Origin of the sequence: Collinsella aerofaciens, from assembly GCF_964283865.1 — a bacterium.
Lineage (GTDB): Bacteria > Actinomycetota > Coriobacteriia > Coriobacteriales > Coriobacteriaceae > Collinsella.
The window spans coordinates 88,145-99,539 of sequence record NZ_CAXYLS010000005.1; the positions used below are offsets into that span (position 1 = coordinate 88,145).

The 11,395-nt window shown below is 61.6% G+C and carries 10 protein-coding genes; 3 read left to right on the forward strand and 7 right to left on the reverse strand.

Features of this window, described 5'->3' with window-relative positions; genetic code table 11:
* Nucleotides 1-53 precede the first annotated feature (53 nt).
* Nucleotides 54-1,154 (forward strand): DUF8462 domain-containing protein, encoded by a 1,101-nt coding sequence (locus ACRX4W_RS05000; protein WP_432299464.1) that lies wholly within the window; start codon nt 54-56, stop codon nt 1,152-1,154.
* Nucleotides 1,155-1,196: 42 nt separating this feature from the next.
* Here the strand turns inward: ACRX4W_RS05000 and ACRX4W_RS05005 are convergent, their stop codons facing one another.
* The 4 genes from ACRX4W_RS05005 to ACRX4W_RS05020 form a co-directional block, all read right to left on the reverse strand.
* The gene (locus ACRX4W_RS05005) at nt 1,197-3,689 is read right to left on the reverse strand and encodes an excinuclease ABC subunit UvrA (protein ID WP_432299466.1); all 2,493 of its coding nucleotides are present in this window, start codon (nt 3,687-3,689) and stop codon (nt 1,197-1,199) included.
* A gap of 52 nt (nt 3,690-3,741) precedes the next feature.
* Nucleotides 3,742-4,860, reverse strand: a complete 1,119-nt coding sequence (locus ACRX4W_RS05010) for a DUF8462 domain-containing protein (protein WP_432299468.1) — start codon at nt 4,858-4,860, stop codon at nt 3,742-3,744.
* Between the two features lie 93 nt (nt 4,861-4,953).
* Nucleotides 4,954-6,957 carry a GTP-binding protein gene (locus tag ACRX4W_RS05015; protein WP_432299469.1) on the reverse strand — a complete coding sequence of 668 codons (2,004 nt, stop codon included), beginning with the start codon at nt 6,955-6,957 and terminating at the stop codon, nt 4,954-4,956.
* 307 nt (nt 6,958-7,264) lie between these two features.
* Nucleotides 7,265-7,753 (reverse strand): GNAT family N-acetyltransferase, encoded by a 489-nt coding sequence (locus ACRX4W_RS05020; RefSeq protein ID WP_117582849.1) that lies wholly within the window; start codon nt 7,751-7,753, stop codon nt 7,265-7,267.
* Nucleotides 7,754-7,830: 77 nt separating this feature from the next.
* On the opposite strand from ACRX4W_RS05020, the gene ACRX4W_RS05025 reads away from it, so the two are divergent.
* Nucleotides 7,831-8,127, forward strand: a complete 297-nt coding sequence (locus tag ACRX4W_RS05025) for a hypothetical protein (RefSeq protein WP_055310006.1) — start codon at nt 7,831-7,833, stop codon at nt 8,125-8,127.
* Between the two features lie 48 nt (nt 8,128-8,175).
* On the opposite strand, the gene ACRX4W_RS05030 is transcribed toward ACRX4W_RS05025, so the two are convergent.
* A complete protein-coding gene (locus tag ACRX4W_RS05030; protein ID WP_432299471.1) occupies nt 8,176-8,880 on the reverse strand; it encodes a class I SAM-dependent methyltransferase in 705 nt (234 codons plus the stop codon).
* A gap of 435 nt (nt 8,881-9,315) precedes the next feature.
* On the opposite strand from ACRX4W_RS05030, the gene ACRX4W_RS05035 reads away from it, so the two are divergent.
* Entirely contained in the window at nt 9,316-9,717 is a 402-nt protein-coding gene (locus ACRX4W_RS05035; RefSeq protein WP_432299473.1) for a hypothetical protein, read from the forward strand.
* Nucleotides 9,718-9,845: 128 nt separating this feature from the next.
* On the opposite strand, the gene ACRX4W_RS05040 is transcribed toward ACRX4W_RS05035, so the two are convergent.
* The gene (locus ACRX4W_RS05040) at nt 9,846-10,661 is read right to left on the reverse strand and encodes a putative RNA methyltransferase (protein ID WP_432299475.1); all 816 of its coding nucleotides are present in this window, start codon (nt 10,659-10,661) and stop codon (nt 9,846-9,848) included.
* Nucleotides 10,662-10,758: 97 nt separating this feature from the next.
* Nucleotides 10,759-11,199, reverse strand: coding sequence for a transposase (locus ACRX4W_RS05045; protein WP_432299477.1), 441 nt, complete (start codon nt 11,197-11,199; stop codon nt 10,759-10,761).
* Nucleotides 11,200-11,395: the final 196 nt, after the last annotated feature.

An 11,395-nucleotide genomic window follows, 5' to 3' on the forward strand; every position in this document is an offset into this window, starting at 1 on the left:
CAGAATTTACTAGAATAAAATGAAGTTAAACGGCGATGCGAAAGGAGAGCCTTGTGGAATATCTCGAGAACCCATTTACTCCCAGTTTTGGTGAGGTTCCTGCCCATCTCGCCGGCAGACAACAGATTATTCGGGATTTGGACCGTGCCTTCCTGAGTCAGCGTAGACGCCCGGAATTGACCTCGATCTTCTCAGGCGCGCGTGGAACCGGTAAAACCGCTCTCATGTCGTCGCTCGCGACAAGGGCGGAATCCCACGGCTGGATAGCGGTAAAGACGACCGCGCTCCCGGGAATGCTTGAGGAAATCGAGCTCGGGGCGAAACGTGCTGCAGGCCATCTCATCGACCCGTCTAACAACTTCGAACTCACCGGCCTCGGAATCGCGCCGCTCGGCAGTATCGAGGTCAATCGCGTTCACGATGCCTCGACTTGGCGTTATCGCATGAGCGACATCATCGACCAACTCAACGAAACGGGCACCGGCCTGCTCGTTACGGTTGATGAGGTCGACCCGACGCTCGACGAGATGATTCAGCTCGCAGCCACGTATCAGCACTTTGTGACCGATGGGAAACGCGTCGCCCTACTCATGGCGGGACTTCCTAACAACGTCTCGACGTTGCTGAACCACAAGACGGTCTCGTTCCTTCGTCGCGCCCAGCAATATCATCTGGGGCGTATCGCCGACTACGATGTACGCGAGGCCTTGATCCGAACGATCCAGGAAAACGACCGTTTGGCGGATGCCGAGGGAATCGATAAGGCCGTTCGCTCGATTTCGGGCTTTCCTTTCCTATTGCAACTCGTAGGCTACCGTGCCTGGGATCTCACAAGCAATTCGAAGGAAATCTCGTCACGCGACTTTGACCAGGGAATCAAAATCGCACGCGATGAAATGGACGACCGGATCCTCGCAGCGACTTACCGGGAACTCACTGCAGAGGACAAGCGATTTCTCATCGCCATGCTCGATGACGAAGAAGAGTCCACCACCGCTGACCTTGTCGAGCGCCTTAAGCGTTCGCCGCAGCAGGTCTCCCGCTACCGACGCCGCATGATAGACGCCGGCATCATTGGAGAACGCGGGCGCGGAATCGTCGCTTTTGAATTACCGTTCTTCCGCGACTATCTCGCAGCTCAATGCGTGAAATAGGCATCGGATGTGACAAAGGAACTGTCCCTTTGTCACATCCGGTTATAGGTAGCGACCGGTGATGCTTGTGGAGCAGGCCGCGATGTCGCCCGGCGTGCCGGCGCAAACGATTTGCCCGCCCGCGTCGCCACCGCCCGGGCCCATGTCGATCACGTAATCGGCGTTACGGATAAGGTCGAGGTCGTGCTCGATCACGATAACCGTGGCGCCCTTGGCAACAAGGCCATCAAACACACTCAGCAACACCTGAACATCGAGCGGATGCAGGCCAATCGTGGGCTCGTCGAATACGAATACGGCATCGTCCTGCACGCGGCCCATCTCGCTCGCAAGCTTAAGGCGCTGCGCCTCGCCGCCCGAAAGCGCCGGCGTGGGCTCACCAAGCGTGAGATAACCCAAGCCCAGGTCGTGCAAGGTCTGTAAACGCACCTGAACCTTCTTGAGTCCGACGGTCGCGTCGAGGGCCTCATCCACGCTCATATCCATAAGTTGCGGCAACGTAAGCAGGCTGCCGTCCTTGCCCTCGCGATGAATATGCGAAGCCGCGTCTGCATAACGCGAGCCACGGCATGCAGGGCAGACGATCTCGACATCGGGCAAAAACTGCACGTCAAGCGATATCGAGCCCGTGCCATCGCATGTGGGGCAGCGCAAGGCGCCGGTGTTGTAGCTAAAGGCACCCGCCTTATACCCTGCCGCTTTGGCCTCGGGCGTGCGGGCGAAGGCGCGGCGCAGCTCATCATGGATGTCGGCATAGGTCGCCACCGTCGAGCGTACGTTGGCGCCAATGGGCGTGGCGTCAATCAGGTTGGCGCGCGCGATGCCCTCGGCATCGACCCAACGCACGTGCCTCGGCAGGCGCTCGCCAGCCGCTTGCGCCTTGAGCGCCGGGATGAGCGTCTCGAGCACCAATGTCGTCTTGCCCGAACCTGAAACACCCGTTACCGCGACAAGGCGGCCGCGCGGGATATCGACTTCGAGCGGTTTGACGGTATGGATGGCATCGGTCGCCATGCGGATATGGCCTAGGTCGAACATTTCGTCGTCAGCCACCTGCGGGCGCAGGCGCTTGGGGTCCGAGCGCAAAAACGGCGCGATGCGGCTACCCTGCGATTGTTCGACCTCGTCCACCGTACCGGCAGCGATGACGTTACCGCCGCCCGCTCCCGCAACGGGGCCCATCTCGACCAGATAGTCGGCTTCTGCCAGCACGCGCGTGTCGTGGTCGACAACAACCACGGTGTTGCCGTCATCCACCAGATCGCGCATCACGCCCACCAGGCCATCGACATTGGCAGGATGCAAGCCGATCGAAGGCTCGTCCAGCACATACAGCACGCCCGTCGATCGGTTGCGCACCACGCGGGCAAGCTGCACGCGCTGGCGCTCGCCCGTCGACAGCGTGGCACCGGCGCGGTCGAGTGAAAGGTAATCGAGGCCTAGGTCGACCAGGCGGCGGGCCGTGCTCAAAAACGAATCGCAGATGTCCGTCGCCATGGGCCGCATCTCGGTCGGCAAGGATGCGGGCACCCCGCGCACCCACTCAATCGCCTCGCCCAGTGTCATGGCCGCCGCCTGCGCCAGATTGATGCCGCGCACCTGGGGCTGGCGCGCGGCCTCGGCAAGACGCGTGCCTCCGCAGTCACGACACGGCCCTTCGCGCAAAAAGCGTGCAACGCGCTTGAGCCCCTTATCGTCCTTAACCTTGGCGAGCGCATTCTTGACAGTATAGACGGCGTTGTAATAGGTAAAGTCGAGCGGCGTGGCGCCCTCGCCGTTTTTGGGAACGTAGAGAATGTGCTTCTTAACCGCCGGGCCATGGAACACGATATCGCGCTCTTGGGGCGTGAGCTGGTTAAACGGCACGTCGGTGCGCACACCCATCTCGCCGGCCACCTGCTTCATCAGATCCCACATGAGCGTGCCCCAGGGAAGCACCGCGCCCTCGTCGATGGTCTTTGACTCGTCGGGCACCAGGCTCGCCTCGTCCACTTCGCGCATAACGCCGGTACCGCCGCAGGTAGGGCACGCGCCGCCACTGTTAAAGGCAAGGTCCTCGGCACCCGGCGCATAGAACTCGCGCCCGCATGCGGGGCATGTGAGCGACAGGCCCGCGGCCACGTTAAGGCTCGGCTCCACGCGCGCCCCGCAGCGCGGGCAAACGTGATGGGCGCAGCGGCTAAAGAGCAGGCGAAGGCTGTTGTTGAGCTCGGTCATGGTGCCAAAGGTCGAGCGCACGCCTGGCACGCTGGGGCGCTGATGCAGCGCGAGCGCCGCCGGCACGTGCAGCACCTCGTCCACTTGGGCGTGTTCCGCCTGCGTCAGACGACGGCGGGTATAGGTGCTGAGCGCCTCCAGGTAACGGCGCGAGCCCTCGGCATAAAGAACTCCCAGTGCCAGCGAACTCTTGCCCGAACCCGACACACCGGCAATGCCCACGAGCCTTCCCAACGGAATGTCGATATCGATGTTCTTGAGGTTATGGACACGTGCACCGCGCACCTCGATAGCACTTGGTTGTTGCAACACCGCCATCGCTTCCCTTCCTGTTGATCGAATGTGACAAAGGGACAGTCCCTTTGTCACATTACTCGTGCCATATAACACAATCTCGAATGTACTCGCCCAGCATGGGCACGGTAAACCGGACGAGGCCGTATCCGGCAGCCTCGATGACGCGCTCGCGAATCAGGCTTGCGCGATATTTACTCGCCCAGCTCTGAGTGCGATCGCAGCGCTCAATGATATCCGCCATGCGAGTCGGTTTACCCTCGTCAACCGCCATGGCCTCGATAAAAAGGCGCTGTGGACTGCGCAGCCCGTAATACAGGGGCGCGTCAACCGCTTCGTAGAACTCGGAGACGGCATCCGCATGGCCAGCCTCGACATCGTACCTTTCAATGACCTGCGAGTTGCGCCGGACGGCAGAGCGCCACATGTAATATCCCACCAGCTGAACCATATAGGGATGCCCCATGCTCGCGTGCGCCGCAAGGTCCGCGGTCTCCGCATCAACGTAAAGACCAGCACATTCGACCGTCTGGATATATGAATCGCGCACCTGGGGCAAAGATATCGCCCCCAGCGTACGCTGCTGGGCACGCCGCAAAAACGTCACGCTCGGCTCTTCGAGCAGATCGTCAACCATACTGGGTAAGCCGGCGAACACCAGCGCAAGACCACGCTGGTCGCTATCGGACAAGCCCGTGGCATCCTGGTCTCCGAGCACCTGCTGATAGAGAACGGCAAGAGCCGCCAGCTCCTCGATAGACGCAGATTGCGCCTCGTCAATCGCAAACAGGATGCCCTTGCTTGGACCGAGCTTCTTGAGACGTGCGTTGACCAGCCCCCGCAACGTCTCGCCTTTTACCCGCGCTGCCTCGACCGACATTCGGCCAAATGACGGCCCAAACTCCATTGACGTCACAACGGGTTTATTCGAGCGGAGCGCGTCGGCCAAGCGGTCGCATAAACCAAGCGAGGCGGAATCGGAGACAACCGCCCATCCGCGCTCGCTGGCCAGACGTTGCAGCTCCCGCAGGAGAACTGTTTTGCCACAGCCGCGGTTTCCCGTAATAAGCATGAGCCTGCCCGGCGCCCCGGCGCCGTTATCGAGCCCTTCCTCGAAATCTTCGATGACCGACTCGCGACCGATGAGCACCGGAGGTCGCTTACCAGCCGTTGGCTTAAAGGGATTTGGATGCATGTCGGCCTCCTCGGATTGGCAAACCCTGGTAACAGTTATACCAACTTATACTGAGTTATACCAATAGCATGTGACAAAGGGGCTGTCCCTTTGTCACATGTGGCCGAAAAACTCGGCGTCTGCTGCTCGCCAGGGACGGAAGGTGGCGGGATCGATCTTTACGTGCGCTGCGGCGGGCACGTCATACCATTTGACCGTGTAGCCGGCGCCGTGAGAGCAAAAGACCGAGTCGGGCGTGTTGGGCAGATCGGCCTCGGGCTCGTAGGCGGCCGTCTCGATTACGCGCTCGGCATCATGGCAAGCCGCATAACCGGCGAACTCCAGGTACAGATGACCGCGCCCGCTCGTGTAGGCAGCCACCTCCAGCGCGTAATCCTGCACCTCGGATGCCGGCACGCGACCCACAAGCTTCGCTCGGTCTCCCGCCATCGTCGGCGGCTCGTACTCGGCACCCATGCGTGTGGCATCTGACAACGCCCGGCCCACGCCCTCCCCCGGCACCTCGAGCTCAAAGTGGTACCACGGCTCCAGCAACACGTCTGCGCCGACCTCGCGCGCCTGCATCAAACCCTGGCGAATCGCGCGATACGTGGCCTGGCGAAAATCGCCGCCCTCGGTGTGTTTGGTATGCGCGCGGCCGCCCGTGAGCGTAATGCGCACATCGGTGATGGGCGAGCCCGTCAGCACGCCCAGGTGGTCGCGCTCCATAGCGTTGGTGAGTGCCAAACGCTGCCAGTTAAGATCGAGCTCGTCGGTCGAGGTCACGGTGCCAAACTGCACACCCGAACCCGCCGGCAACGGCTCCAGGCGCAGATGCACCTCGGCATAGTGACGCAGCGGCTCAAAGTGGCCCACGCCCTCGACCGGCCGCGAAATAGTCTCCTTATAGAGAATGCCGCCGGGCTCAAACGCAACCGAAAGGCCAAAGCGATCGGCCAACACCCGCTGCACGACCTCGAGTTGCACGGCGCCCATCAACTGCAAACGGATCTGCTCAAGATGCGTATTCCAGCTTACGCCGAGCATGGGATCTTCGTCCGCCAACTCACTCAGCGCTTTAAACACCGCATGAACGTCGTGTTCGCCCGGCAGCACCGTATAGGTGAGGACCGGAGCGATGACGGGCGCATCGCCCGCGGGCTCCGTGCCCAGGGCGTCCCCTGGGCGAACGTGCGCAAGACCCGTCACGGCGCAAATACCGCCAGCAGCAACTTCTTGGGCAAGCTCATACTTCTCGCCGTTATAGATACGCACCTGATCGACCTTCTGTTCCCACGCCTCGGCACTGGAATGCCCGCTGATCATCTGTTTTGCGCGCAGCGTGCCGCCGGTCACTTTAACCCAAGCCAAGCGCTCGCCACGATCCCCGCGGCTGACACGATAGACGCGCGCGGCAAACTCCGGGAGCCACGCCTGCTCACGCATCAGCGCGCATATACCATCCAGTAGCTCGTCAACGCCTTGGTCCTTGAGCGCCGAGCCGGCAAAGCAGGGAAAGAGCTTGCGCTCGGCAACCATGCGCGACAGCGTTGCGACAGAAAGCTCACCCGCTTCAAGAAACTCCTCGAGCGCCGCTTCGTCCAACGCAGCAGCGTCCTCCTGAACGGCGCCGCCCGCCAGCAGCTCGTTGGCATCCAGGCAGCCCTCGGAAAGACGCTGCTCGAGTTGTGCCAGCAAAACATCGCGGCCGGGATTCTCCAAATCGATCTTGTTGATGAAGATGAACGTCGGGATGTCATAGCGTGCAAGCAGGCGCCACAGGGTTTCGGTGTGCCCCTGCACGCCATCGTTGGCGCCCACCACCAGAATCGCGTAGTCCAGGGCACGCAGTGTGCGCTCCGCCTCGGCAGAAAAATCGACATGGCCGGGAGCATCCACGAGCATGACGTGGGTATCGCCGTGGTCGAGCACGGCCTGCGACGAGAAAATCGTGATGCCGCGCTCGCGCTCGATCGTGTTAGTGTCCAGATGCGAATCGCCATCGTCCACGCGGCCACGCTTGCGAATGCGGCCCGCGTTGAACAGCATGGCCTCGGCCAACGTGGTCTTGCCGGCATCGACATGCGCCAAGATTCCAACGACCGCTTGCTTCGACATGGCTCTCCTCTTATTGCAAGCCCATCGCACGCGGCAACGGGCGTTCACGCTCCACACTGGATGATACAATTTACGGGCCGGTGGGCGAAGCGGGCCCTATCCCCCGACCGAGCTCATCGCCCCGCGTTGCCGCGCGGCGATTTTCGTAGGTTCGCGCCTTGCGAAAGCCGGCACCTCCCCTTTTTGTCTGCCCGGGTTCATCTGGGGCGGTAACAATGCGAGTCCCACAACGACGCGTTTTACCAAAAATGGCCCCACTCGGGGCCATTTTTTATTTTGAGCTGGGTGATGATACGTGCCTTGGCTCCTACGCCTCGCGCAGCCAATCAAACGCGACACGCGCCGTGCCGTCGGACACATAGACGATACCGACACGCTCGAACCCCGCCTTGGCGATGGCGCCCTGCATGGGCAAGTTGTCCTCGTGCGTGTCAATACGCAGATGGTCGGCGCATTCCTTGGCAAAGGCAAACATCGCCGCCGCGATACCGTGCACGGTGCCGTCGGATGCCACGCGATGCAGCACGGCATACGGAGTGTCGCTACGCCACTGACCGTCCTCAATCACGTCATAGCACTCGTCCGGACCCGGTAAAAAGGCAAACGTCGCCACCACGCGGCCGTCGACTTCGCACACGTAACTGCCACCAGCGGCAATATCGGCAGCCAGCTGCTCGGCCGAAGGCGTGCCCTCGGGCCACTGCGTGGCGTTGCCATGCGCGCGCATAAAGGCGCGGGCCGCGTCATAGATAGCCATGACGGCGGGAATGTCGGTATCGAGGGTTTTTCTGATCATCACGCGGCGACCTCACGTTTATTGGTATCACTTTGATTGAGCAATGATACCAACGTTTGGAGAGGAGCGCGAAGCAGATGGGGAGCAAAAAGCGAGCCGCCTGGTCAAAAGCCAAAAGCGAGTTTTTGGGCGCTGCCACCGGCGGCGATATGAGCGACCTGTTTGCACGCGAGGACGAGCGCCGCGACGCCCTGGACGCCGAGCGCGACGAGGCTTGGCGCTATAAGTCGTGCGAGCGCAAAAACCGTTACGACACACGCGCCGAAGCCGAGGCCGTTATGGCCGACTGCGAAAACCGCGGACGGCGTGGTTTGGCCTGCTACAAATGCGAATACTGCGGCGGCTGGCACCTGACGTCGCACCCTTGGAAATAGACCCCGCATCGGCACGGCGCTGGCGAAGCGCCAGCCATCGTGCACAAGCTACGGGCGCGGCGGCACCAAAACATCGTAACGAACGGCCTTGCCCGCAAGCTGATAGCTCGGCTTAACGCCGGCAAGCAGCGGCCCCTTCACCGGTCGCTTGATAACGACCTTGCGCGGGTGCACCGCAAGCGCAGCTTCGACCAGCGTCTCCTCGTCGGCGCACGGCTGCTCCAGATGGTGCAAGAGCTGAAACTTCTTTTTCACCGCCGCGCTCTTGGTGCGCTCGGGAAACATGGGGTCCAGATACACCACGTCGGGAGCCGCGAGCTCGCCCCGCCCGATCAGCTCAGCTACATGGCGAAGACCAGCGATGCTGTCCTCGCCCGCATGCAAGCGCATGCGCGACACGGTAGCCGCAAGCGCCGGATCGTCTGCCGCGCGATCCAAGGCATCCTTGAGAAGCGCCGCGATCACGCAATCCTGTTCATACAGATCGACGGTAAAGCCCGCGGCCGCCAGCAGCAGCGAGTCCTCGCCAAAGCCTGCTGTGGCATCAATCGCCCATGGTTGCTCGATGCCTTTTGTGCGCGCAGCCTTCACCAGTAGCTCTTGCTGCAAACGGCCCTGCTTGAGCCGTGGAAGCATGCGGCCAAAATCGGCACGCAACTCCATCGTGCCGTCGGTGAGCGTAAGGCCCTCGGGCTTCCCGATCAGCTCAAGCCCCGCGGCCCGAGCAACAGAAAAGGGATCGACGACGCCCATGGGTACTCCTTAGCAAGCAAAGCGGATACGTGAGCGCCGCATGTGTCGGCACCCAATCGTCCGCTATTGTCCCACATGCGACATGGCCCACAGCATCCCAATGCAAAGCACCGCCATCAATCCCGTGCACACGGCAGCGATCACAGAATCGCTCATGCGCCTTCCCAACGACCGCGGTTCACGCACTTGCTCTGGTCCGTACATCATGGCTCCTCCTTAGACTCACTTCTTATCACGGCCTCATCATCGCAGCGCCGCACATGAGCTGCCATCGATTTGACTTACAGCTGGCTTTCCTTTTTGAAAGATTGCCCTGCACAGGCGAGAAGCGCTTTCTAACACACACGCCGTCACGTTGAACTACAATGTGCTTCACGATATGTGCAGCATATGGGACGCGCCAGACTGGCAGCGCCCGAATCGAAAGGACTACCTATGAGCGCCGCGCGCAAGACACTCAAAATCCTTGCCCTCATCTATTTTGTTTTGGGCATCGCCAGCCTCGTCATCGGTATCACCGGCATCGCAACCGGCAAATTTGAATCCGTCTACGGATCGAACGCCATGCTCGCCGCGGTCGTGCTTCTCGCCAAGGGCGTTATCGACCTTGCCGCAGGTGTTGCGGGCATCAAGGGCGCCAACAAGCCTTCGCAGGTGGATGGCGCGTTTAAGCTCGGCATCGTTGCCGCAATCGCCACGATTGCGCAGGCTGTGCTCACCCTTCCCGCGCTCGGCGGCAGCGCCGTCAATATTGGAGCCTTTGTCATCGTGGTCTACGACCTGTTCTTTGTTCAGCAGGCACACGCCGTCAAGGCCGAGAACAAGGACCGCCTGTAAGCGCTCACTTCTCATAGCCTCTGCAGCCAAGCAACTAAAAAGGGCCGATCGCACATCTCCGCGGTCGGCCCTTTACGTTTGCCCAGATAACACCTGCCAAAATAAACCTGTCCCTTTTTGGCAGGTTGTTAGCTGTGACGGTACTCGGCGATGATGAAGTCGATGTCGGTTTGAAGGGTGCCCAGGTTTGCCAGGCGCTCTTTATCGGCAGGGCGCGTGCGGTAGTAGTACGGCGTCATCTGGAACACTGCCTCGATGTCGGCCTGCGTCTGGAGCGTAATGTTCGCAGATACCCGTTGCGTTCCCACCAACTCGAGCTCGGTCGTCTTCGGCAGCTTCTCGTCATTGAGATATGGCGTGTCGTAGAGCACCTCTTTGAGGCCAAACAGATGCCGAGCACCCGGCACCACGGTATAGAGCGAGCCCTCTGGCACCAGCACGCGGGCAAATTCGCGCTCGTTAAAGGGGGCAAAGAGCTCGGTCACCATATCAAAGGCGCCGCCCGCCACGGGGATAGCCTTCATGTTGGCCACGAAGTAGGTCGCATCGCCGCGCTTGGCGGCCAGGCGCACCATCTCTTTGCCCAGGTCGAAACCGTAAGCATCTACGCCCGGCACCGCACCCATGGCGCTGGTGTAGTAGCCCTCGCCACAGCAAATATCGAGCAGCGTCATGGGGCAGTTCGTAGACGCGGCACGTCCAGACACCCGCTCGCGCACCAGCTCGACCATCGCATCGCGCAACGGCGCGTAGTATCCACGGTTCAGAAAGTCACGACGGCTGCGCGCCTGCGACTTGGGATCACCCATGGAGTCGCCGCTCTTGGACGAGCGCAGCAGATAGAGATAGCCCTCGCGCGCACGGTCAAATCGGTGTCCGCCCGCGCATGCGGCACCGCGCTCGTCGTCCACCAACGGTTCATGGCAAACGGGACACAACAACATGGCAACTCCTTAGCGCGAACAACACAACGCCCACCATTGTCGCACGCCTCCCCCACCTAGTCATTGGGTGTTCCTATAGTTTTGTCAACCTTCGACGCTACTCCCGGTAGGGCACCCGGTCGCGCATCACGGCGTATATCGCCCTGAGCCGCTTCCTCGCGACGGCCTTGAGCGCCCGCCCGTGCCCCATGCCCCGCGCCCTGCAGGCCCGGTAGTACTCGCCGTAGCGCCCCGACGACCTCACCAGGCTGTTGCACGAGAAGATCAGAAGAGACTTGAGCCTCGCGTCGCCCCGCCTGGACGCCCTGACCGACCTCACCGACGTGCCGGAGCTCCTCACCCTCGGGGCTATGCCGCAGTACGAGGCCAGGTGGTCGTGGTCCGGGAACCTCGCGATGTCGACCGATACCGCGAGCTGCGCCGCCGTCCTCGGCCCGATGCCGGGCACGGTGAGCAGGCACGCGTAGGTCTCGTCGCCCTCGAGCAGCCCCGCCGTCTCGGCCTCGAGGGCCCCGGCCTCGTCGAGGGCCTCCGATATCCGGGCGGCAAGGAACCTGACCTGCCTGTTCTCGGCCTCGACGAGCGCCGGCGGCGGCGCGGTCGAGGCGGCCGCGTGTTAGCGTCAATATATTTTTCACCATTTTCACCAACGTATTTGGGGGTGCGGACGATTTCTTGGACCGCGCCTAGGCGTATCCAAGCTTCCTGCGGTACTCCATCGGGCTCAGCCACCC

Excerpts from the sequence above, each read along its gene's own strand:
- ACRX4W_RS05005 (WP_432299466.1), bottom strand. The coding sequence starts at position 3,689 with ATGGCGGTGTTGCAACAACCAAGTGCTATCGAGGTGCGCGGTGCACGT.
- ACRX4W_RS05010 (WP_432299468.1), bottom strand. The coding sequence starts at position 4,860 with ATGCATCCAAATCCCTTTAAGCCAACGGCTGGTAAGCGACCTCCGGTG.
- ACRX4W_RS05015 (WP_432299469.1), bottom strand. The coding sequence starts at position 6,957 with ATGTCGAAGCAAGCGGTCGTTGGAATCTTGGCGCATGTCGATGCCGGC.
- ACRX4W_RS05020 (WP_117582849.1), bottom strand. The coding sequence starts at position 7,753 with ATGATCAGAAAAACCCTCGATACCGACATTCCCGCCGTCATGGCTATC.
- ACRX4W_RS05025 (WP_055310006.1), top strand. The coding sequence starts at position 7,831 with ATGGGGAGCAAAAAGCGAGCCGCCTGGTCAAAAGCCAAAAGCGAGTTT.
- ACRX4W_RS05030 (WP_432299471.1), bottom strand. The coding sequence starts at position 8,880 with ATGGGCGTCGTCGATCCCTTTTCTGTTGCTCGGGCCGCGGGGCTTGAG.
- ACRX4W_RS05035 (WP_432299473.1), top strand. The coding sequence starts at position 9,316 with ATGAGCGCCGCGCGCAAGACACTCAAAATCCTTGCCCTCATCTATTTT.
- ACRX4W_RS05040 (WP_432299475.1), bottom strand. The coding sequence starts at position 10,661 with ATGTTGTTGTGTCCCGTTTGCCATGAACCGTTGGTGGACGACGAGCGC.